We start from the raw sequence: 21,291 nt of genomic DNA on the forward strand, positions 1-21,291 counted from the left end.
GGCAAACGCTTCGGGCGGCGGGCGTTAACGTTTTTTCATTGTTTTCATGGTGAAAGACAGGGCGCGCTGGATTTTGAGAGCTTATGACGAACGTTACCGGATACATGCTGTTCGATACTGTGGACGACGATCTGCTGTCGCCGGGCGATGCGGTATCGGGCGGGCAGGCGACAGCAACTGTGCCCACCGCAAGCGTGTCGCCCACCCACTTTATCTATGTTGATTACCCGTCCCTTGGGCCTGTCAGCGGGTTCGCCTATTGGAGCGGGACGGACTATTGGTTTGTGCCCGACGACCCCACGGGGTTTCCGCCCAACGAGTTGGGAACTGTCATTCGCCAAGATGATATTTCCGGCGATACGGGCACAGCCGGTAATGACAGTTTTTCGGGCGCATCGGGTGGCGAAACCTATAGCGGTCTGCAAGGTGACGACACTATCGCCACAGGGTCCGGAGATGATCGGGTCTTTGGTGATAGTGGTGATGACAAAATCCAAGCCAACAGCGGCAATGATGTTGTCTACGGTGGTCGCGGTAACGACTCGCTTTCCGGTAACGCGGGTGATGACGAGGTTTATGGCGAAGCGGGCGATGACACCCTGCGCGGACGATCGGGCCAAGATACGCTGTCGGGCGGCGGCGGTGATGACTGGATTGAAGGCGGGCTGGACAGCGAAATTGAGGCCGACACGCTGGAGGGCGGGGAAGGGAACGACACGATCTATGGCGGCGGTGGCAATGATGTCATCTGGGGTGATCGCGAGACGCTGTCTATCTCGAACTATGCCTCTGAATTCAGCGGCCCTGCGACCACCCTGACCGTTACAAATTCAACGGATGCACCAATCGAATTGCGTTGGATTGATTCCAACGGCAACGATGTTTTCTACAAAACGATCCAGCCTGGTCAGACCATCACGCAGGCCACTTGGATTGGGCACAACTGGTTTTTAGCAGATCAGGACGGCAACCCGCTACACCTGATCATCGGGGGCAATCAGACGATAGACTACGGGGCCGATGGGCTGGCGGATACGCTTGAAGGCGGCGCTGGCAACGACAGTATCCTTGGCCAGTTCGGCGATGACAGCATCGACGGTGGGGACGGGCAAGACACGATATCGGGCGGCAGCGGGGATGACCTGATCAAGGGCGGCGCGGATGCCGATAGCATCACAGGTGATGACGGCGATGACCAGATTTTCGGCGAAAGTGGAAACGATTCCATCGCCGCGGGCTCTGGCAGAGATACCGTTTATGGCGGCTTGGGATCGGACACCATCAGGGGCAATGGTGGCAATGACACGCTTTATGGCGAGGCCGACAACGACAGCATCGAAGGCAACGTCGGCAATGATTATGTTGACGGCGGTCTTGGCGACGACACGCTGTCAGGTGGAATGGGATCGGACACCGTTGTCGGTGGCACAGGCGACGATACGCTTTCCGGAGATGCTGGCGACGACACGCTGACAGGCGGTGATGGCGATGACACGTTTGTTTACACCGCGGGCGATGGCCAAGATGTGATTACAGATTTCAATTTCGGCAACACCGGTGCGCTGGGTGACGGTGACACGACAAACAACGACTTTATCAACCTGTCGCAATTCTATGACCGCCTGTCAGAGCTTCGCGATGATCTAAGGGACGACGGTGTCCTGAACCAGTCCAACGCTGACACGGTGGATTATGCCGACAACAGCCGGTTCCAATCGGGCGACAGTCTGACGTTTCAAGGGGCTCAGGCCGCAAGCTTTACGGCCGATAACACGGGCGTGCCGTGTTTTACCCAAGGCACGCTGATTGCGACGGCCAACGGTCAGGTGCCTGTCGAGCATTTGCGCATCGGGGATATGATCCAGACTGCCGACAATGGTCTGCAACCGATTTTATGGACGGGCATGCGCGAATTGCACCCTTGGCAACTGGCCCGCCGTCCCGAATTGCGGCCCGTTGTGTTGATTGGCGGGGGACCTTTTGGAAATGATTCGCCGCTGTTTGTCTCGCCGCAACATCGGGTGGTGACCAGAGGGGCGCATGGCGGTGAATGTTTTGTCGCCGCGAAAAAGCTGATCAACCTGCCAAAGGGCAAGACGCGCATCGCACGTGGGAAAACCCATGTGCGCTATGTCCATTTTATGACCCCGCGCCACGAGGTTGTCTTTGCCAATGATGTGCCATGCGAAACCTTTTGGCCGGGGGCGATGGCGCTTGGCGGGTTGCACAGCGCACAGCGCGCGGAAATCGCAGCCCTGTTTCCGTCCCTTTTGGTCAACCACGGGCACAAGGCCACCCCGCGCCTTGCCCGTGTTGGGCACCCATATGGCGCAATGGCCCGCCCGTGCCGACGACGGCTTGCATAAGGTGCGCGATTGACACGCCGCGCGAAATCGGTGCTAACGCGTGTTCTATGACGTCATCGTTTCCACATGCCGCACGTGGCCAAGTGATTGGCTTGCTTGGAGGGTCGTTTGATCCGCCGCACGCAGGGCATGTGCATATCACGCGCGAGGCGCTCAAACGGTTTGGGCTGGACCGCGTGTGGTGGCTTGTATCGCCAGCCAACCCGCTCAAACCCCATGGCCCTGCACCTTTGGCAGATCGCTTGCAAGCCGCACGCGCGATTATGCAACACCCCCGTGTGGCGGTCACCGATATCGAGGCGCATCTGGGCACGCGCTACACCGCCCAAACGCTTGATGCGTTGCGCGCGCGCTATCCGCATGTGCATTTCGTGTGGCTGATGGGGGCGGATAATCTGGCGCAATTCCATCACTGGCAGGATTGGCGCGGTATCATGGAGACCACGCCGGTGGGCGTGTTGGCGCGGCCCGGTGATCGGATATCGGCGCGGATGTCACCTGCGGCCAAACTGTATGATTTTGCCCGCCTGAAAGGACGGCGTGGTTTGCTTTTGGGGCGGCATGGCGCACCTGCGTGGTCGTTTCAAAATGTGCCGATGCGTGCGGTCAGTTCAAGCGCGATACGGGCGCGGGGAGAATGGGCTTCTGGCGTAACACCGCCGCGCTGACGCCCGAGACGATCACAAGCGTCAGCCCGATCAGGGTGGTCGTGTCCGGAAAGGTGTCAAAAATGAAAAACCCAAGGGCTGTGGCCGAGATGAGCTGGAAATAGATCATTGGGGCCAGTCGCGTGCTATCGGTGGTCGCATAGGCCATTAGCAACAACAGATTGCCAAACATGCTGCCCCATGATGACGCAAGCGTCAGCCCGATGACAGGCGCGCTGAGGGCGGGGGCATGCATCAATCCGAAAGGCGCCAGCGCAACCGCGCCCACGATGAGTTGCGTGAACAACAAGGCGCGTGCATTGCCCAACCCCACAAGCCATTTCGATGTGGTCAGGAAGGTGCCGTGAAAACATCCCGCCAGCACGGCCCACCCCAACCCGGGCGAGAAATTGGCACCCGGTTGGACAACGATCAACACGCCCGCAAAGCCCAAAAGCAGCAAAAGCGTTTGGATCAAAGTGACACGTTCGCCCAACAAAAAGACCGACAAAGTGTAGCTGACGATGGGACCGATGAAGAAGGCGGCAAAGACATTTGCCACCTCTTCGGTGCGCAGCGCGGTCAGAATGCAGGCGATGCCGCCTGTGATCAAAAGCCCGCGAAAGATGATCCGCCAGTCTTTGAGCAGCGCCAGACTTCCGCGTGGGGCAAACGGGGCGATGCACAGTGCGGCAATCGCGAACCGGGTCCATGCGGCATAGATCGGATGGGTGCCATAGTCCTGCGCCATCAGTTTGGCGGCACTGTCGGCCGAGGGGATCAGCATCTGGGCTGCGAACATCAAAAGCAGGGCGCGTAACATGACATTTGCTTTAGGGGGCATTTGAACGGTTGTCACGGGCCATGTGCTGCGCTTTAGTCTGAGATATGACGCGCTTGTATTCCCGACGATTTCTGATTGCCTCTTTGTTGGCCTCTACAGCCACGGCGGCCTGTGCCAATGCGCCCGAACGGTCGTTGCGTCCCGCGGTGCGTGGTGCGGATGCGCCACGTGTGGTGGTGGCGGGCAGCGACCGTTTGGTCGCCAACGCAGGCCTATCGGGCGACACGCAATTTGCTGTGGCTGATCTGCGCAGCGGCAAACTTCTGGAAACGCGCCGCGCAAACGCCGCCGTGCCGCCTGCCAGTGTCGCCAAGGCTGTCACGGCGCTTTATGCGATGGAGCAGTTGGGCGAGAATTTCACCTTTGTGACGTTACTTCTGGGCTCGGGTGCGGTGCAAAACGGTATCCTGCAGGGGGATTTGACGCTGGTGGGGGGTGGGGATCCAACGCTTGATACCGACCAGTTGGCAGGTATGGCCGCGGCATTGAAGGCCAAGGGCATCACAGGAATTTCAGGGCGGTTGAACGTGTATGGCGGTGCCTTGCCCGCCATCCCCTATATCGACCGCGATCAGCCTGATTATCTGGGCTATAATCCCACGATCGGCGGGCTGAATGCCAATTTCAACCGCGTGCATTTTGAGTGGCGGCGCGGGGCCGATGGGTACCGCGTGACGATGGACGCGCGCGGCAAGAATTATGTGCCGCAAATTCGCACGTCGGTCATGGACATCGTGAACCGGGATTTGCCCGTCTACGCCTATTCCAAACGCGGTGGCGTGGACCGCTGGAGCGTCAGCCGTGCGGCTTTGGGCGGTGGCGGGGCGCGGTGGTTGCCCGTGCGCAATCCTGCCCTTTACGCAGGCGATGTGCTGCGCGGCGTGGCGGCGGCCCAAGGGGTGAGCCTGCCTGCTGCGCGCGAGGTGACATCCATCCCGCAAGGCAGCGTTCTGGCGCAACACCGCAGTCCGCCGCTGCGCGATATGGCCCGCGATATGCTGTTGTTTTCGACCAATATCACCGCCGAGGTTTTGGGACTGCGTGCATCAAACCGCGATGATTTGCGGGCGTCTGCCCGCGCGATGAGCGATTGGGCCAATCGCAAATATGGCACATCGCTCAAGCTGGTGGACCACTCGGGCCTTGGCGATACAAGCCGCGTGAGCGCAGGTGATATGGTGAAGGTCATGGTGGGCGCAAAGACCGGCCCGTTGCCCCAGATCATGAAAGACATCCGCATGCGCGATGCCAATAACAAGGTGATCGCGGGCCACCCCGTAAAGGTGCAGGCCAAGACCGGAACGCTGAATTTTGTCAGTGCCCTGAGTGGATATCTGACGGCAGCCGATGGCCGTGAACTGGCCTTTGCCATGTTTGTCACAGACGTGTCGCGCCGTGCGGCCATCCCCAAGGCGCAGCGCGAGGCCCCGCGCGGGGCGAAGTCCTGGAACAAGGGTGCCAAAGCGTTGCAACAAAAGCTGTTGCAACGATGGGGCGTGGCCTATCCACGTTGAGGGGGCAAGGGCTTTGCAAAGCCCTTGAACGCGGATTTTCGAAAATCCGCCGCCCCTGAAAATCGGTGGGTTAAAGGGTCATGTGCCGTGCGCGTGCGCCACGCTCAATCGCGGCGGCATGAAGGCGGTCCAGATCCAGCTCGTAACGGATTTCTTCCAGCATCCGCAGCTCTGTTGCCTTGATCGTTCCATCGGCGGCAGCCACGTCACAGGCCAGCGCATAAGCGGTTTCGAACAAAGGTTCGGGCAGGCTTTCACGGATCAAGCCAAACAGCGCCTCAAGCCCGTCTTCTTGCTCAAACAGATCAAAAACCGTCTGGCTGATGCGTGGCAGCTTTTCGGCATCATACCCCGCAAAGACGGGCAAGTTATTGACGATATTGGTGATTTTGACCAATTCGGCCGTGCGGATATCCTCATCGCTGGCCGAAACCGCGATCATAAGGGCGGCAAGACTGTCTTGGGCGGTCATAGGGTGCGGGTCGGTCACGGGCGAAGGCTCCTTTGGGTTCATGCTCTATTTATTGACGGCACCGCGCACTCGCAATAGGGACGGGGCATGTAATCCTTGGAGAGACCTGATGACTGATCTGCGCGACGCCGCGATGACCTCGAAAGCATGGCCCTTTGAAGAAGCGCGCCGCCTGCTCAAACGGGTTGAGCGGATGGGCAAATCAGAGGTGATTTTCGAGACGGGATACGGCCCATCGGGGCTGCCCCATATCGGCACCTTCGGCGAGGTCAGCCGCACCACGATGGTGCGCCGCGCTTTTGAGGTGATCAGCGATATCCCCACACGCTTGATCTGTTTTTCTGACGATCTGGACGGCATGCGCAAGGTGCCCGGCAATGTGCCTGACGCGGAAAAACTGAATGATTACTTGCAGTTGCCGCTGACAAAAGTGCCAGATCCCTTTGGCACGCATGAAAGTTTCGGCCACCATAACAACGCCATGCTGCGCCGCTTTCTGGACACCTTCGGCTTTGAATACGAGTTTATCAGCGCCAAGGATTTCTACGAAAGCGGCCGCTTTGACGAGGTGCTGTTGCGCGCCTGCGAACGCTATGACGATGTCATGGCGGTGATGCTGAAATCCCTGCGCGAGGAACGCCGCCAGACCTATTCGATTTTTCTGCCCATGCACCCTGAAACGGGGCGAGTGCTGTATGTGCCCATCAAACATGTAGATGCCCGCGAGGGCACGGTGACCTTTGATGATGAAGAGGGCCGCGAATGGACCGTGCCTGTGACAGGCGGCAACGTAAAGTTTCAGTGGAAGCCTGATTTTGGCGCGCGGTGGGCCGCTTTGGGCGTCGATTTCGAAATGTATGGCAAAGACCACAGCACCAATACGCCGATCTATGACCGTATTTGCGAGATCCTTGGCGGCAAAAAGCCCGAACACTTCACCTATGAGCTGTTTCTTGACGATCAGGGCCACAAGATTTCCAAGACCAGTGGCAACGGCGTGTCGATTGACGACTGGCTAACCTATGCCAGCACCGAAAGCCTGTCGTATTTCATGTATCAAAAGCCCAAAACTGCAAAGCGGATGCATTTCGATGTGATCCCCAAGGCGGTGGATGAATACCATCAGCAGTTGCGCGCCTATCCGACCCAAGACGCCAAGGCGCAGGCCAACAACCCCGTGTTCCATATTCATGGCGCGGATGTGCCGGCCTCCGATATGGTGGTGCCGTTTTCGATGCTTTTGAACCTTGCAGGCGTGGCGAATGCAGAAGAAAAAGACCAGCTGTGGGGCTTTATCCAGCGCTATGCGCCTGAGGCGTCTGCAGATACGAACCCGCAGCTTGACCAGGCGGCAGGGTTTGCCGTGCGCTACTACAATGACTTTGTGAAGCCCCACAAAGTTTACCGCCTGCCCACGGATCTGGAGCGCGAGGCGCTGACAGAGCTGCGTGATGGCTTGAAATCTTGGGACAAAGGGCTGGATGCCGAAGAGCTGCAAAGCCTTGTCTTTGCCTGCGGTCGCGAGCGGTTTGACCCGCTGCGCGATTGGTTCAAGGCGCTCTATCAGGTGCTGCTTGGGGCCGATCAGGGGCCGCGCTTTGGCGGGTTTATCGCGCTTTACGGTGTGGATGAAACCATCACGCTGATTGATGACGCGCTGGCGGGCAAGCTGGTTTAATTGACGCTTCTCCCTCTCGGGCTACCGTTTTGGCAGGAAAGAGGGAGAAAAAACATGCGGTATTTACTTGTTTTGCTCGTCGCGTTCTGGGGCAGCATGGCGTCGGCGCAGTCGGACCCGACGGCGGATATCCAAAGTGTCATTGGTGGTCAGCTAAAAGCGTTTCAGGCCCAAGACGTTGAAAAAGCGTGGGTTTATGCCAGCCCGACTATCAAAATGCTGTTTCGCGACGAACAGAATTTCGGCGTCATGGTGGAACGCGGCTATCCGATGGTGTGGAATAATGCCGACGTGCGTTTTCTTGATCTGCGCACCGAAGATGGCCGTGTGTGGCAGAAGGTTCGCCTGACGGATCGTTCGGGCGCGGTTTATTTTCTGGACTATCAAATGATCCCCACCGCCCAAGGCTGGCAGATCAATGGCGTGCGTGTGTTGGATGCGCCTGATGTCGGGGCCTAGCCGTTGCGCGTTTGGCCTGCAGAGCGCACGCATCGGTTAACCCTTGTTAACCCCGTAACGCTAGTCTGTTCCAAGTAACGCAGATCTGCCCCTTTCGGGCAGGCATGACATGATGAGAACCGCTGCCCGCGCCACCGCGTGGGCCAGCGGTTCTTTCGTTTTGGAAAGGGACATACCGCTATGAATAAGGCAATTACCGATGGGCTTGTGCTGACACCGCCGGATTTTACCCAAGGTCTGGATCAATGGTCGTCGGGCGATGGGACCGCTGGCAGTGATACATATGCAAATGCGGGCAACGCGGCTTTGGTCCCATCGGACCCGGATTTTAGCGGCTGTCTTGAACTGGTCAAAACCCAAGGCGGCACGCAGCCTTTGCGCTTTATGGGGCAAACCCCTTTGATCCCTGGGTGCTATTTGCAGGTGACTGTGCGCGTCAAAGCGGTCAGCGGGGCGTTGCCGCAGGTGCGCATTGCGGCCAACCCGCGGCGCACCAACAATGCGGCGGTCAACGGTGTGCTGAAAACAGGCCCTGCCGTGCAGCTTGATACCTACGGTCAGGTGGTCGAGATCAAGGCGATCATCGGTCAGGGCGACCGTCCGGGGGTGGATATGGTCTGGGGCATGGATGCCGCCTATGCCTTTGTCGGACTGGACCTGACGGGGCCCACAGGCGGTGTGGTGCGCATTGATGACATCAAGATCGAAGACGCAACATCGGTTTTCTTGCGCGACATGATTGATGTGGTCGATGTGCGCGACTACGGCGCGATCGGTGACGGCACCACCGATGATGCCGATGCGTTTGAAGCCGCTGACGCCGCTGCAGCGGGGCGCACGCTTTTGGTGACAGGGGGGCAATTTTTCTTGGGCCGCAACACCACGATCGACAGCAAAATCCGCTTTGAAGGCACTGTTGTGCAGGCGCCCGAACATCGCCTTGTGCTGCGTCGTTCCTTTGATTTGCCGACCTATGCGGATGCCTTCGGAAGCGAGGTTGAGGGTTTCAAGAAAGGGTTTCAGGCGCTTTTGAACAATGCCGATCACGAGGAATTCAGCCTTGGCGGGCGGCAAATTCAACTGACCGAGCCGATTGATATGCAAGCGGCCGTGGCCAATCGCACGCGGTTTGAACAACGCGCGGTTATCTCGAACGGTCAGTTTGATGCGCGTCCCAGTGCGGATTGGAACACAGTGACTGTGACGTCGCAGGCCAGTTATTCGCCCAATGACCCGCTGACGCTGCGCAATGTAGGCAATATCGGCGCGATTGAGGCGGGATCCCTTGTGCAGGGGTTTGGCGTGGGCCGCGAGGTCTATGTCCACGAGGTGAACGTGGCGGCTGGCACGATCAAATTGTCCAACCCTTTGTGGGGGGCCAATGGCACGCAGAATTATACGTTCCGCCGGTTCAAATATATTCTGGATTTCAGCGGGTTCGAGGCGCTGAGCCGTGTGTTGGTGTCCAACATCGAATTTCAATGCGCGGGCAACGCCAGTGCCATAATGCTGGCGCCCCAAGGCACCGCGTTTGAGGTGAAGGACTGTCTGATCAACAAGCCCAAGGACCGTGGCATCACCTCGCTTGGGCGGGGATGTCAGGGGCTGAAGGTGGATCAATGCACGTTCATGTCGAACGAACAAAATCTGACCGTTGCCGAACGCACGACAACGGTGCTGAATGTGAATGCCAATGACCCCAAGATCCGCAACAACCGTGTGGTGTTGTTTGAGCATTTTGCGGTGCTTTCGGGTGCGGGCGGTTTGCTGGTGGGCAACCACTGGTTTCACGGTGACAGCACCACCGAAGGCCAGCGCAAAGCCGGGCTGATCCTGACCAACCCGAATTCGAAAACGCTGATCACAGGCAACTATGTCGATAACAATTTCATCCTACTGTCAAACGAACATGAGGCCTTTCCCGACCACGACAACCAGTTTTCCTTTGGCGGGCTGACGATCACGGGCAACATCTTTACCGCGCAGAACGCGGCAGATGATTTTGCCTGGATCGTGGTGAAACCGCATGGTGTGGGCCATTTCATTCACGGGCTGGTCATTCAGGGCAATGTGTTCAAAGCCCGCGGCAATAACGTGCTGCGCATGGAAAAGGTGGACGACAGTATCGCGGGTCTGGATTACAACCGGTTCCGCAATCTTGTGATCGATGGCAACACCTTCAATTCGGTTCAATCGGTCACGCAGAACCCTGTGCTGATCGACCACGACCAGAACACAGCGGCCAGCACATGGACCATCGATACTGCGGATTTGCTACCTTTCGGAGCGCGCTCGCGCACCGTGTCCAGCGTTGTGGCCACGGACCGGATCCGCACAAGCGGTGGGGCGGATGTGGGTGGTTTTCCCTATACGCAGGTCGGTGTTGGCGCGGGCGGGCGCGATGTGCGCGTGCGCTGGCCGCAAGCGGTGCGCGGCTCTGTCACCGTGGCGGTGCGCTGCGACAACCCGCTATAGCCGCAGATCGGCGGGGGTGAGGTGAAACGCTTTGCCAAAGCCCCCGTTCAGATGCGCCTCCGTGACATCGAAACGGGCGAAAACGAAGTCTGTGAAATCGATGTAGAGCTTTGATTTGGGATGCGTGGTCAGATAATGGCCGCGCATTTCGGCATAGTCTGGCGTGTGGTGTTCAATGATCTGTGCAGCGCATTGCAGCGTCAACCGCGGGTGGGTCAGCGGGTCGCCTTTTGCCTCGGGCTCACCGACCAGAAGGCTGGCCTGCGGGTTGGCGCGCAGGGCGCGGGTGTGATGGCTGAGGTCGGACATTAAGCTGATGGGCGCGCCATCGGGGGCGGTGCCAACGGCGATGCGGGTCACCATGGGGGCGCCGCCTGACAAGGTGCCAAGCGCACCAAACCGCGCGTCATGGATCAGCCGTCGCGCCAACGCGCGGGCCTCGTCATCTGTGGGGCGAATGGGGTTTGTCATGGGCAAAGGGTGGGGCTTGGCGGCGGCTTTGGCAAGGCTAAGTGTTAGGGATGAACCTGCCAATTGAAAACGTCCAAGACTATCCCCGCCCGCCTGCGCTGGAACCTGTGCCGCAACAGATCCGCATTGTGCATGGGGGGGTGGTGCTGGCCGAAACGCGTGCGGCTTTTCGGGTGTTAGAGACCCACCATGCGCCGACATACTACCTTCCCCCAGATGCATTTGCCGTGCCGTTGCACCCCGTTTCGGGTGGCACCTATTGCGAATGGAAAGGGGTGGCGCAGTATTGGGATATTCAAGCGCCTTCGGGCACGATTGCCCGTGCCGCGTGGTCTTATCCCGATCCGACCGCGGGGTTTGCCCCGATTGCTGATTATCTGGCGGTATATGCGACGAAAGTGGACCGCTGCTTTGTAGGCGAGATGCTGGTCACCCCGCAGCCCGGTGATTTTTACGGCGGGTGGGTGACGCCCAATTTGCAAGGGATCGTGAAGGGCGACGCGGCCACCCGCCACTGGTAATCAGATCGTCTGAAACAGTTTGAGCAACTCGGCCCGTAAGCCATCCAACGCGTCTTCGGCCTGCGCCAGTTTGAGGGTCGTCGGACCCGTCATCTCGCGCGGTCGTAGCGACAAACTATGCCTGATGGCTTTGATATCCGCTTCCATCCTTCTGACATTGGCCATCGCATCAAGCGTGCTGGCCTGCCACGGTGAAAGGGCAAGCTCGTGATCGGGGAGGGAGGAATGAATGCTCATGGCGCTATGGGTAGCGCAGAGGTGGTTAAGATTGGGTTAGTGCCTGTTGGACCTTGCAAAAACCGTTGTCACGGACGGCAACCATTTTTCAAAACCTGATTTACCTTTCATCGTAGCCCTAATTCGAGCAATTACCATTTCCTCGGTTTCATCGACTGTTCCATCTGCAGACGCGATATCATATAAAAATTTCACAACGGTTTTCTGTATGTGCTCAGCATTACAATCGGGGTTCTTCGCCTTGAATTCTTTCAAAGCATGAGCGGCTTGATCAATGCGTTTTGTCGTCTGATTAGCTCTGAGAATGTCTAGCGCTATTTCCACGTAGTCTTGATCCATCCCCCAATCCTGAACGAAGAAGGCAACGAGCTCTTCCTTTTCATTGTCGGAAAAGTCCCCATCCGCATAGCTGACTTTCAGTGCGAGTGTGGCGATGAAGTCGAAAAGCGAGATCGCAAGGGTGTCTAGTGGCGTGTTAATATACGTCGGTATTTCGACAACTCGGCTTGCCCCGTAGTCTTTGAGCAAGCGGGTGATCCCGTAGTATGCACCTGCACTGACGACAGCGGCGCCTGCGACCCAACCGACTGGTGTGACCGCGGATCCTCCAAGACCAACAAGGCTGAGCCAGCCCGTGGGCGCAAAAAACGTTGAGGCAACTGTAGCTGATTGGGCGAAGCCTGCGCCAGTTGCTGCTACCCCGCCGACATCCCACATGGTCTGCAAGCGTTTGCCAAGCCACATGGACGTGTAAGCATCCGACCCGATCCCAAGTTGTGCTTTGAATTTCAGCGGTTCGCGCACAACGGCCTCGATGCCATCGAGTGACGTCAATTGCCGTTGAGCCAATGCACTATCCATCACGCAACCAGTGGCTGATATTTAGCGACAAATGCGTCTATTTGCTTGGCAACCCTGCCAGATAAGAGATCAGAAAGGCCGCCTAGTCCGATGCCGAATGCAGACAGGATTGGCGCCAGAGCGCTACCTAAAACCGTCCCAAGCAACGGTACCGCCGCAATGCATGATGTAACCACTAAGGCAAGCAAACCGCCAAACAGCATTGTTGGTGCAATTTTCAGCAGATCAAAAACAAATGAAACGATAGACCGACCGATTTGGATCACAGCGGATCCAACAGTAACAGTCGTTTGGACGAGTTTATCCAATATGGCTTTCGCATCAGCCGAAAGAGCGATTTGCTCCAATTTTTTTCTTATGTCTCTAATCGGAAGTGCAGTCTCGTTCATCACCGACAGTTCGGTTTTGTCGATCTCCTGAGGGAGCGCAATAGGGGTGTTACTGGTCAATGTAGTGATCTCCAATTCATATAATTACGATGAAATCATAAATTGGCAAACTTAGCTACCGTCCCTTCCTTCTCTTATTCCCACCTCGCATACCTGCACGACCAGCCGTCGAGCGGCCTGCCGCTTTGCTGGCGTCGTCTACGGCTTTTTCGACGGCGGACTGGCGGGCCAGGGGGTCGTCGGAGACCACGAGGTCCACGGTCTCCAAGCGTTTGACCTCGTCGCGCAGGCGGGCGGCTTCTTCGAATTCGAGGTTCTCGGCGGCTTTGCGCATTTGATCGCGCAGCCCGTCGAGGTGCGCAGCGAGGTTATCGCCCGCCATCGGCTTGTCGATCGTCGCGGTCACGCGGTTCATGTCCACGTCGCCTTTGTAGAGCCCCGCAAGCACATCTTCGACGTTCTTTTTCACCGTCGCGGGCGTGATGCCGTGTTCTTCGTTGTAGGCGATTTGCTTGGCGCGGCGGCGGTTGGTCTCGTTCATCGCGCGTTCCATGCTGCCCGTGATCTTGTCGGCATACATGATAACGCGGCCTTCGGCGTTGCGCGCGGCGCGGCCGATGGTTTGCACCAGCGAGGTCTCAGAACGCAGGAAGCCTTCTTTGTCGGCGTCAAGGATCGCGACCAGCCCGCATTCGGGGATGTCGAGCCCTTCGCGCAGAAGGTTGATGCCCACCAGCACATCAAAGGCGCCAAGGCGCAGGTCGCGCAGGATTTCGATGCGTTCGATGGTGTCGATATCGGAGTGCATGTAGCGCACGCGGATGCCTTGTTCGTGCAGGTATTCCGTCAGGTCCTCGGCCATGCGTTTGGTCAGCGTGGTGGCCAGAACGCGCATGCCGTCTTGGGCGACTTTGCGGATCTCATCCAGCAGATCGTCGACCTGGGTTTCAACGGGGCGGATTTCGACCTCGGGGTCCAGCAGCCCTGTGGGGCGGATGACCTGTTCGGTGAACACGCCGCCTGATTGCTCGATCTCCCATGCGGCGGGGGTGGCCGAGACGAACACCGATTGCGGGCGCATGGCGTCCCATTCCTCGAACTTGAGGGGGCGGTTGTCCATGCACGATGGCAGGCGGAAGCCGTGTTCGGCCAGTGTCATCTTGCGTCTGAAGTCACCTTTGTACATGCCGCCGATTTGCGGCACGGAGACGTGGGATTCATCGGCGAACACGATGGCGTTGTCCGGGATAAACTCGAACAGGGTGGGGGGCGGCTCTCCCGGGGCGCGGCCCGTCAGGTAGCGGCTGTAGTTTTCGATGCCATTGCACACGCCTGTGGCCTCCAGCATCTCAAGATCAAAGTTGGTGCGCTGTTCAAGGCGTTGCGCCTCAAGCAGTTTGCCGTCGGCCACCAGTTGATCCAGCCTGATGCGCAGCTCTTTTTTGATGCCATGGATGGCCTGTTGCATCGTGGGTTTGGGGGTCACGTAGTGGCTGTTGGCGTAGACGCGGATTTTGTCGAAGGTGTCGGTTTTTTCGCCTGTGAGCGGGTCAAATTCGGTGATGCTTTCCAGTTCTTCGCCAAAGAAGGACAGACGCCATGCGCGGTCATCAAGGTGGGCGGGGAAAATCTCGAGGCTGTCGCCGCGCACGCGGAAGGCACCGCGCTGGAACGCCTGGTCGTTGCGGCGGTATTGTTGGGCGACCAGATCGGCGATGATCTTGCGCTGGTCGTACATTTTGCCAACGTGGATGTCTTGGGTCATCGCGCCGTATGTTTCGACGCTGCCGATGCCGTAGATACACGACACGGAGGCCACGATGATCACGTCGTCGCGTTCGAGCAGCGCGCGCGTGGCCGAGTGGCGCATACGGTCGATCTGTTCGTTGATCTGGCTTTCTTTTTCGATGTAGGTGTCAGACCGCGCGACATAGGCTTCGGGCTGGTAATAGTCATAATAGCTGACGAAATATTCCACGGCGTTGTCAGGAAAGAACCCTTTGAATTCGCCGTATAGCTGCGCGGCCAGTGTTTTGTTAGGCGCAAGGATGATCGCGGGGCGCTGCGTTTCTTCGATGACCTTCGCCATTGTAAAGGTTTTGCCCGTGCCCGTGGCGCCAAGCAGCACCTGATCGCGTTCCCCGTCGATAACGCCGGCTGACAACTCTTTGATGGCGGTTGGTTGGTCGCCTGCGGGCTCAAATTCGCTGTCCATGCGGAACCGGATGCCGCCTTGCAGTTTCTCGCGTTCTTTGACGTCTGGCGCGGGATTGGAGAGCACCGGCGCGTCGGGGCGTGGCGCCTGACCATCGTTATGGGCATAGGACATGTCTGATTCCTCTAAGTTACCCTAAAGATGGGCCGTTTCGCGGGGCTTGCAACCGCCATTTCCCTAGTGTCAACTTCACCTGACATCTGGCTTGCCAATTTGTCGCAGCTTATTGCGCGGCGGAAAAAAATTAACATATTCAGTCACTAAGGCGCAACTTTTGCAAAGCAAGGACTTGTCTGCCTAAAACAAAGTCGATTTGCTTTTGAGATAAGCGGTCTTTTGGTTAAATTCAAAGAGCAGCATAAGCATTTTGTATGCTAGCCGCGGATTTGACTGTCGGTATCGGTTGTTACCCTACCGCACCCTCGCTCCCCAACAGCCATGCCGACAGTCATTCTCCCCGCTTTTTCGCAGATCAGCCTGCGGCACCACGGGCCGTTGCAATTGGTTGCGATATTTCGGATATAGACCGCACCTTTGGACAAGATGGATGGGCCTGATGCGCGCACGAATTTACCAACCTGCCAAGACCGCGATGTCGTCTGGCGCGGCCAAGACACGCAAATGGGTGCTGGAGTTTGCACCCGCATCAGCGCGTGATGTTGATCCGCTGATGGGCTGGACCTCGTCATCTGATATGCAAAGCCAAGTGCACCTGACGTTTGATACCAAAGAAGCCGCGCTGGATTATGCGGCTGACAACGGCATTGAAGCCACGGTGCAAGAGCCAAAGAAACGCCGCGCCAATGTGCGTGAGCGTGGGTATGCTGAAAACTTTGCGGTTGATCGCCGTGGGGCTTGGACGCACTAGACCAAACGACCATTTAGCTGAAATAGGAACAGGGGTTCGCCACAAGTGCGCAGCCCCTTTTTCTTGTTCTGCGCAATCTGACCTATTGGAATATTATTCCTGTGATTGGGATTTCGGAAGGTTTTTGATCCAATTCATAACATTGCATGTTGGTAATTTGGAACGTATGTCCGCGATGCTGCCTCTTTGCTAGGATTACGTCTATGCTGTATGATCTTGAATTGCTTTCGATCCCGCCTGTTTTGGCTTCGGTCCTGTTTGGCCTCGCACTTGGTGCGGTCTTTGGGGGGCTGGCCCAGATTTCGCGCTTTTGTTTTCGGCGCGGACTGGTTGGAAGCGGATCAGACAGGTCGCAGGCGTTGGGACTTTGGCTTGTGGCCCTCGCGACGGCCGTGATTGGCACGCAATCGCTTGTTTTTCTGGGGTATTTGGATTTTTCGGCACACCGTCTGGCCACGGCTGATGTGCCGTGGTTGGCCATTGCAATTGGCGGGTTGCTGTTTGGCGCGGGCATGGTGCTGACGCGCGGATGCGTTTCGCGCCTGACAGTATTAGCGGGTAGTGGCAATTTGCGCGCCGTGACGGTTTTGGTGCTTTTTGCGGTGGTGGCCCACGCAACGCTGAAAGGTGTGTTGGCCCCTGTGCGTGTCGCGATCGGGTCTGTCACTGTGCCAGTTGAAGCAGGTGCCGTGTTGCCCGTGATGGCGACATTTGTTGTGCTTGCGGCGATTGCCGTGATCGTCTGGCGCAACCGGCCTTCGGTGCGCGGCGCTGCATTTGGCGTGGCGATTGGTGCGTTGGCCCCATTGGGCTGGATGGGCACGGGCGTTCTGCTTTTTGATGAGTTCGACCCCATCGCGTTGCAGTCACTGTCGTTCACATCGCCTTGGGCCGACACTTTGTTTTGGTCCATTGCTTCCAGCGCGGTGCCTGCAGGGTTTGGCACGGGTCTGATCGGTGGCGTGTTGCTTGGCGCATTCCTGAGTGCGGTGATCCGCGGTGAAGCGAAGCTGCAAAGCTTTGAAAGCCCCGAACAAACGCTGCGCTACGGTCTGGGCGCATCCTTGATGGGCGTTGGCGGTGTGCTGGCAGGCGGTTGCACAGTGGGTGCGGGCCTGTCGGGTATCCCGACATTGAGTATTGCGGCGATCGGCGCGATCCTTGCGATTGCAGCGGGTGGTTTGATCACAGACCGTCTGGTGGATCGCAGTGGTTTACATGCTGCGCCAACTTTGGCCTGATTGCGTCTTGCCTTGCGGGGGCGCTGTTGGATAGATGATGTCCAAGCGGTCCCTTAGCTCAACTGGATAGAGCAGCTGACTTCTAATCAGCAGGTTGAGGGTTCGAGTCCTTCAGGGATCGCCAATTCCGACAGATCGTTTCGCGAGTCTACGGGGTCTGCCTATAGATCAGATCGGCTGGTCGGGACTGTGCAATAACCGTCTGGGCATTGGGCAGGTCATTGCCTTGCACGCGTGCGTTCGCCTCCGATGCGGAATGATTGCGAGACAGCCAACGCTGCATCAATCGCGCTGACAGTTCGGAGAGGGGCACATCGATCTGGACGGTCATATCCCAAAGCGGATGCAGAGCGTCCCAAGGCGGCTGATCCAACAGCAGATAATTGCCTTCAACCAACACCGTTTTCGCATGGGCGGTGATGGTATGCGTGTTGGGAACGACCGCATCCATGTCACGATCAAAACCGGGGGCTTGGACGTGTTCACCTTGTTTGACGCGTTTCAACACGTCCAGCAACGCATCGACGTCGAAGGTGTCCGGGGCGCCTTTTCGGTGCAGGCGCCCGCGTTGGGCCAGCGCGTCATTATCCATATGAAACCCGTCCATCGGCAAAAGCACAGCTTGGTCCAGATCGTTTGCCAATCGTTCGGCCAATGTCGTTTTGCCGCTGGCAGGAGGGCCGCACAGCGCAATGATCTGCCGGCCATCAAGCCGACGGGTCAAGGCCTCAAGAAGCGCCTCGTAGCTTGTGAGTGCCGCGCTGCTCAAGCCTGCGCGATGTATTGAGAGATTGCCGCTTCAACACCCGAGGCATAGATTTCGCTGAGCCAACGGGCAAAGGCGTCGGCAAAGGCGGGACTGTCTGCCAGATCGCCATAGATGTTGCGCTGTTCCAGCCAAAGTGACGGGGCGTGCTGCGCGGCTTTGGCCGTTTCGACCAAAATGGCCCACTGCGGATCGTTTGCGTCGATCGTTGATCCGTTTTCGCGTGTGCCTGCGCAATACCGCGCCCAGATGGCGGAGGTCAGCGCCAGACCGCTGACAGGTGTGCCTGCTTCCACAGCTTCGCGTGCCGTTGGCAAAACGAACCCAGGCTGGCGGCTTGAGCCGTCAAAGGCCACACGGCGTGTGGTGTCGTGGATTTCGGGGTTCGAGAAGCGCGAACAAACCAGTGCCAGATAATCAAGCGGTTTGGTTCCCGGCACATCGGCGACAAGCGGCGTCACTTCGCGGCGCATGATGGCATCCAACAGATCGGCAATGCCTGTGTGGGCCATGGCACCGGCGATCGTTTCAATCCCGATCAGATCGGCGGGTGCTGCGATGATTTGGTGTCCTGCGTTCAAAATCCGCAGCTTCATAAGCTCAAAGGAATGGACATCATCGGTCAGGGTTGCGCCGACATTTTCCCATTCAGGGCGGCCCGCGCAGAAATTATCTTCGATCACCCATTGGCGGAAGTTTTCATGCGTCACGGGGGCTTGATCATCAATGCCAAACGTCTGCACCAGTGCAAGCTCGGCGGGTCCGGTGGCCGGCACGATGCAATCCACCATCGAATTGGGGAAGGTGCAATGTTCGTCGATCCAGGCAGCCAGATCAGGGTCTGACATGTTTGCAAGGGTGATGATCGTTTGGCGCAGGACTGTGCCATTTCCCTGCACGTTGTCACAGCTTAGGCCGGTGAAGGGGCCAGTGCCTGCATCGCGGCGCAGTTTCAGTGCGGCAATCATAGCACCAAAGGCCGTGCGCGGTGTGGCAGGGTTGGCCGCATCATGCTGGATGTCGGGGTGGGTGGCATCAAAGCCGCCTGTCGCGGGATCGATGAAATACCCCCCTTCGGTCACTGTCAGGGACACAATCTTGATCGCAGGATCGGCCATGGCGGTGATCAGGGGGGCGTTGTCTGCGGCCACAGGCAGAAAATCAATCATGGAGCCTGTGATCTCGGCTGACTTGCCCTTGGGGTCCAGCTCGATCAGGGTTGTCAGGCAGTCTTGTGCCAGCAGACGGTCGCGTTGGGCACCATCGGCGGCACGAACGCCTGCGCCGACAATGGCCCAGTCATATGCCTCGCCCTGCTGCATCAGGCGGTGCAGATACCACGCCTGATGACCACGGTGGAAGTTTCCAAGGCCAATATGGACTATACCTGCCGACAGATCAGCAGCATCATACTTCGGACGAGACACGTCGGCTCGGATTGCGCCAAGGTTTGCGCGGGTCAGGGGGGTGCTGTGTGTTTTCATGTCGTCCATCAACTCATCCAATTCCCGCCGTCCACATTATAGGTTTGTGCGACGACATAATTTGCATCTGGGCTGGCAAGGAAAACAGCCATCCCGGTTAAATCCTGAGCGGTGCCCATGCGTCCGAAGGGAACGCCTTGCCCCACTTCGCGCTTTTTCTGGCCCGGTTGTTTGTTTTCGTATTTGGCAAAAAACGCATCTACGCCGTCCCAATGTTCGCCGTCGACGACGCCGGGGGCGATGGCGTTTACATTGATGCCATGTTCGATCAGGTTTAGCCCTGCCGATTGCGTCAGGCTGATAATCGCGGCTTTTGTGGCGCAATACACACCAACAAGCGCTTCGCCCCGCCGACCTGCCTGGCTGGCCATATTGATAATCTTGCCGCCAGTGCCCTGTGCAATCATCTGCTTGGCAACGGCCTGCATGGTAAACAAGGTTCCTGCGACATTGATGTCGAAGGTGCGCGCGTAATCGGCGCGTGTAATTTCGGTGATCGGTGCGGCGGTAAAAACGGCGGCATTGTTGATCAGAATGTCGATGCCCCCCATGGCGGCGACGGCTTTTTCTATGCCTGCGTCGATGCTGGCTTGGTCCGTGACGTCCATATGGACGGGGATGGCGCCGAGGGTGGTTGCAGTCTCTTGGACGCGTGCTGCGTCAATGTCGGCAATGGCCACTTGCGCGCCCTCTGCCAGATAGCGTTCGGCAAACGCCGCACCGATGCCGCGTGCGGCTCCGGTGATAAATGCGCGTTTGCCGAACAGCCGTGTCATGCGATGCGCAGCCCGTCTGCACCAAAGCGGTGCATTTCGTCTGCACGTGGGTTCAGGTGGATCGTGTCACCATGTGTCAGGCTGATGTCGCCAATGGCGCGCACGGTCAGAGTTTCTGCCAGACCCGTGTTGTGGATGTGGAAGAACGTGTCCGAGCCCAAGTGCTCTGCCACGCCAACGGTGCCTTGCCATTGGCCATTCGCTTCGACCACGTCGATGTGCTCGGGGCGGATGCCGACGGAATGGGCACCAAGTTTCTGTGCCGCATCACCTTCGATGAAATTCATCTTAGGCGAGCCGATGAAACCCGCCACGAATTTGTTGCGTGGTGTGCGATACAGCTCAAGTGGCGAACCGACCTGTTCAATGACACCTGCCTGCAAAACAACGATCTTGTTGGCCATTGTCATCGCTTCGACCTGGTCATGCGTGACGTAGATCATGGTGGTCTCAAGCTTGTTGTGAAGCTCTGAGATTTCCATGCGCATGCCGACCCGAAGGGCAGCGTCTAGGTTCGACAGTGGTTCGTCAAACAAGAAGGCCGCAGGTTCACGCACAATCGCACGGCCGATGGCCACACGTTGACGCTGACCACCAGACAGTTGGCCGGGCTTGCGATCAAGATAGGCGTCGAGGTTCAGAACCTTTGCAGCTTGGTCGACGCGTGCGTCGATATCCGACTGGTCCATACCTGCCATGCGCAGCGGGAAGGCAATGTTTTTGCGCACGGTCATATGCGGATAAAGCGCATAGGACTGGAACACCATTGCCAGACCCCGTTTGGATGGTGGCACCTTTGTCACGTCGTTGCCGTCGATCTTGATGGCACCCGAGGTGCAGTCTTCCAGACCCGCAATCAAACGCAGCAGGGTGGATTTACCACATCCCGATGGGCCAACGAATACGGCGAATTCGCCATCTTCGATTGTCAGGTTCAGTGGCGGGATGACTTCTGTCTCGCCAAAGCTTTTCGTTACGTTTTCAAGTACGATACGTCCCATGATCGT

Annotated in this window: 20 protein-coding genes and 1 tRNA gene; 10 read left to right on the forward strand and 11 right to left on the reverse strand. The window is 57.9% G+C overall.

Annotated features, from left to right (window positions below; genetic code table 11):
- Positions 1–83: 83 nt before the first annotated feature.
- Positions 84–2,366 carry a Hint domain-containing protein gene (locus L1065_RS12500; protein ID WP_237095833.1) on the forward strand — a complete coding sequence of 761 codons (2,283 nt, stop codon included), beginning with the start codon at positions 84–86 and terminating at the stop codon, positions 2,364–2,366.
- A 47-nt stretch (positions 2,367–2,413) separates the two neighbouring features.
- Complete coding sequence (locus tag L1065_RS12505; RefSeq protein WP_237095834.1) at positions 2,414–3,034, forward strand: nicotinate-nucleotide adenylyltransferase; 621 nt, start codon at positions 2,414–2,416, stop codon at positions 3,032–3,034.
- On the opposite strand, the gene L1065_RS12510 is transcribed toward L1065_RS12505, so the two are convergent.
- Positions 2,973–3,836: a DMT family transporter gene (locus L1065_RS12510; protein ID WP_237095835.1), complete on the reverse strand. Its 864-nt coding sequence runs from the start codon at positions 3,834–3,836 to the stop codon at positions 2,973–2,975. The genes L1065_RS12505 and L1065_RS12510 overlap by 62 nt on opposite strands.
- 107 nt (positions 3,837–3,943) lie before the next feature.
- Between L1065_RS12510 and L1065_RS12515 the strand changes: the two genes are divergently transcribed.
- Positions 3,944–5,371 (forward strand): D-alanyl-D-alanine carboxypeptidase/D-alanyl-D-alanine-endopeptidase, encoded by a 1,428-nt coding sequence (locus L1065_RS12515; RefSeq protein ID WP_237095836.1) that lies wholly within the window; start codon positions 3,944–3,946, stop codon positions 5,369–5,371.
- Between the two features lie 70 nt (positions 5,372–5,441).
- Here the strand turns inward: L1065_RS12515 and L1065_RS12520 are convergent, their stop codons facing one another.
- Positions 5,442–5,885 (reverse strand): tellurite resistance TerB family protein, encoded by a 444-nt coding sequence (locus L1065_RS12520; protein WP_370641187.1) that lies wholly within the window; start codon positions 5,883–5,885, stop codon positions 5,442–5,444.
- Positions 5,886–5,952: 67 nt separating this feature from the next.
- Here L1065_RS12520 and L1065_RS12525 point away from each other — a divergent pair, with 67 nt between their 5' ends.
- The 3 genes from L1065_RS12525 (at position 5,953) to L1065_RS12535 (ending at position 10,455) form a co-directional block, all read left to right on the forward strand.
- A complete protein-coding gene (locus L1065_RS12525) occupies positions 5,953–7,521 on the forward strand; it encodes a lysine--tRNA ligase (RefSeq protein WP_237095838.1) in 1,569 nt (522 codons plus the stop codon).
- A 54-nt stretch (positions 7,522–7,575) separates the two neighbouring features.
- Positions 7,576–7,980, forward strand: coding sequence for a DUF4864 domain-containing protein (locus L1065_RS12530; protein WP_237095839.1), 405 nt, complete (start codon positions 7,576–7,578; stop codon positions 7,978–7,980).
- 180 nt (positions 7,981–8,160) lie between these two features.
- The gene (locus L1065_RS12535) at positions 8,161–10,455 is read left to right on the forward strand and encodes a right-handed parallel beta-helix repeat-containing protein (RefSeq protein WP_237095840.1); all 2,295 of its coding nucleotides are present in this window, start codon (positions 8,161–8,163) and stop codon (positions 10,453–10,455) included.
- On the opposite strand, the gene L1065_RS12540 is transcribed toward L1065_RS12535, so the two are convergent.
- Positions 10,450–10,926, reverse strand: coding sequence for a HugZ family protein (locus L1065_RS12540; RefSeq protein ID WP_237095841.1), 477 nt, complete (start codon positions 10,924–10,926; stop codon positions 10,450–10,452). The two genes, L1065_RS12535 and L1065_RS12540, sit on opposite strands and share 6 nt — an antisense overlap.
- Positions 10,927–10,976: 50 nt before the next feature.
- Here L1065_RS12540 and L1065_RS12545 point away from each other — a divergent pair, with 50 nt between their 5' ends.
- Complete coding sequence (locus tag L1065_RS12545; RefSeq protein WP_237095842.1) at positions 10,977–11,447, forward strand: DUF427 domain-containing protein; 471 nt, start codon at positions 10,977–10,979, stop codon at positions 11,445–11,447.
- Here L1065_RS12545 and L1065_RS12550 read toward each other — a convergent pair whose 3' ends face one another.
- From L1065_RS12550 to uvrB, 4 genes are read right to left on the reverse strand one after another with little or no spacing between them, the layout of a single operon-like run.
- A complete protein-coding gene (locus L1065_RS12550; RefSeq protein WP_237095843.1) occupies positions 11,448–11,684 on the reverse strand; it encodes a hypothetical protein in 237 nt (78 codons plus the stop codon).
- 36 nt (positions 11,685–11,720) lie between these two features.
- A complete protein-coding gene (locus L1065_RS12555; protein ID WP_237095844.1) occupies positions 11,721–12,545 on the reverse strand; it encodes a TerB family tellurite resistance protein in 825 nt (274 codons plus the stop codon).
- Positions 12,545–12,994: a hypothetical protein gene (locus L1065_RS12560; RefSeq protein ID WP_237095845.1), complete on the reverse strand. Its 450-nt coding sequence runs from the start codon at positions 12,992–12,994 to the stop codon at positions 12,545–12,547. Before L1065_RS12560 ends, L1065_RS12555 begins: the two co-directional genes overlap by 1 nt.
- A 55-nt stretch (positions 12,995–13,049) precedes the next feature.
- Positions 13,050–15,263, reverse strand: coding sequence for an excinuclease ABC subunit UvrB (gene uvrB, locus L1065_RS12565; RefSeq protein WP_237095846.1), 2,214 nt, complete (start codon positions 15,261–15,263; stop codon positions 13,050–13,052).
- Positions 15,264–15,705: 442 nt separating this feature from the next.
- Here uvrB and L1065_RS12570 point away from each other — a divergent pair, with 442 nt between their 5' ends.
- The 3 genes from L1065_RS12570 (at position 15,706) to L1065_RS12580 (ending at position 17,382) form a co-directional block, all read left to right on the forward strand.
- On the forward strand, positions 15,706–16,017 hold the full coding sequence (locus L1065_RS12570) for an ETC complex I subunit (protein ID WP_237095914.1): 312 nt from the start codon (positions 15,706–15,708) through the stop codon (positions 16,015–16,017).
- 203 nt (positions 16,018–16,220) lie between these two features.
- Positions 16,221–17,258: a YeeE/YedE family protein gene (locus L1065_RS12575; protein ID WP_237095847.1), complete on the forward strand. Its 1,038-nt coding sequence runs from the start codon at positions 16,221–16,223 to the stop codon at positions 17,256–17,258.
- A 47-nt stretch (positions 17,259–17,305) separates the two neighbouring features.
- Positions 17,306–17,382: transfer RNA gene (locus L1065_RS12580), tRNA-Arg, on the forward strand.
- A 24-nt stretch (positions 17,383–17,406) separates the two neighbouring features.
- Here L1065_RS12580 and L1065_RS12585 read toward each other — a convergent pair.
- The 4 genes from L1065_RS12585 to L1065_RS12600 are packed head-to-tail and all read right to left on the reverse strand — an operon-like array spanning position 17,407 to position 21,285.
- Positions 17,407–18,027, reverse strand: a complete 621-nt coding sequence (locus tag L1065_RS12585; protein ID WP_237095848.1) for an AAA family ATPase — start codon at positions 18,025–18,027, stop codon at positions 17,407–17,409.
- Entirely contained in the window at positions 18,024–19,517 is a 1,494-nt protein-coding gene (locus tag L1065_RS12590; protein ID WP_237095849.1) for a mannitol dehydrogenase family protein, read from the reverse strand. Before L1065_RS12590 ends, L1065_RS12585 begins: the two co-directional genes overlap by 4 nt.
- A complete protein-coding gene (locus tag L1065_RS12595) occupies positions 19,517–20,284 on the reverse strand; it encodes an L-iditol 2-dehydrogenase (RefSeq protein WP_237095850.1) in 768 nt (255 codons plus the stop codon). Before L1065_RS12595 ends, L1065_RS12590 begins: the two co-directional genes overlap by 1 nt.
- Positions 20,281–21,285: an ABC transporter ATP-binding protein gene (locus L1065_RS12600; protein ID WP_237095851.1), complete on the reverse strand. Its 1,005-nt coding sequence runs from the start codon at positions 21,283–21,285 to the stop codon at positions 20,281–20,283. The genes L1065_RS12595 and L1065_RS12600 overlap by 4 nt, the downstream gene beginning before the upstream one ends.
- Between the last annotated feature and the right edge of the window lie 6 nt (positions 21,286–21,291).

Source organism: Nereida sp. MMG025 (genome assembly GCF_021654165.1).
Classification (GTDB): Bacteria; Pseudomonadota; Alphaproteobacteria; order Rhodobacterales; family Rhodobacteraceae; genus Nereida.

Excerpts from the sequence above, each read along its gene's own strand:
- L1065_RS12500 (WP_237095833.1), top strand. The coding sequence starts at position 84 with ATGACGAACGTTACCGGATACATGCTGTTCGATACTGTGGACGACGAT.
- L1065_RS12505 (WP_237095834.1), top strand. The coding sequence starts at position 2,414 with ATGACGTCATCGTTTCCACATGCCGCACGTGGCCAAGTGATTGGCTTG.
- L1065_RS12510 (WP_237095835.1), bottom strand. The coding sequence starts at position 3,836 with ATGTTACGCGCCCTGCTTTTGATGTTCGCAGCCCAGATGCTGATCCCC.
- L1065_RS12520 (WP_370641187.1), bottom strand. The coding sequence starts at position 5,885 with ATGAACCCAAAGGAGCCTTCGCCCGTGACCGACCCGCACCCTATGACC.
- L1065_RS12525 (WP_237095838.1), top strand. The coding sequence starts at position 5,953 with ATGACTGATCTGCGCGACGCCGCGATGACCTCGAAAGCATGGCCCTTT.
- L1065_RS12530 (WP_237095839.1), top strand. The coding sequence starts at position 7,576 with ATGCGGTATTTACTTGTTTTGCTCGTCGCGTTCTGGGGCAGCATGGCG.
- L1065_RS12535 (WP_237095840.1), top strand. The coding sequence starts at position 8,161 with ATGAATAAGGCAATTACCGATGGGCTTGTGCTGACACCGCCGGATTTT.
- L1065_RS12540 (WP_237095841.1), bottom strand. The coding sequence starts at position 10,926 with ATGACAAACCCCATTCGCCCCACAGATGACGAGGCCCGCGCGTTGGCG.
- L1065_RS12545 (WP_237095842.1), top strand. The coding sequence starts at position 10,977 with ATGAACCTGCCAATTGAAAACGTCCAAGACTATCCCCGCCCGCCTGCG.
- L1065_RS12550 (WP_237095843.1), bottom strand. The coding sequence starts at position 11,684 with ATGAGCATTCATTCCTCCCTCCCCGATCACGAGCTTGCCCTTTCACCG.
- L1065_RS12555 (WP_237095844.1), bottom strand. The coding sequence starts at position 12,545 with ATGGATAGTGCATTGGCTCAACGGCAATTGACGTCACTCGATGGCATC.
- uvrB (WP_237095846.1), bottom strand. The coding sequence starts at position 15,263 with ATGTCCTATGCCCATAACGATGGTCAGGCGCCACGCCCCGACGCGCCG.
- L1065_RS12570 (WP_237095914.1), top strand. The coding sequence starts at position 15,706 with ATGCGCGCACGAATTTACCAACCTGCCAAGACCGCGATGTCGTCTGGC.
- L1065_RS12575 (WP_237095847.1), top strand. The coding sequence starts at position 16,221 with ATGCTGTATGATCTTGAATTGCTTTCGATCCCGCCTGTTTTGGCTTCG.
- L1065_RS12590 (WP_237095849.1), bottom strand. The coding sequence starts at position 19,517 with ATGGACGACATGAAAACACACAGCACCCCCCTGACCCGCGCAAACCTT.
- L1065_RS12595 (WP_237095850.1), bottom strand. The coding sequence starts at position 20,284 with ATGACACGGCTGTTCGGCAAACGCGCATTTATCACCGGAGCCGCACGC.
- L1065_RS12600 (WP_237095851.1), bottom strand. The coding sequence starts at position 21,285 with ATGGGACGTATCGTACTTGAAAACGTAACGAAAAGCTTTGGCGAGACA.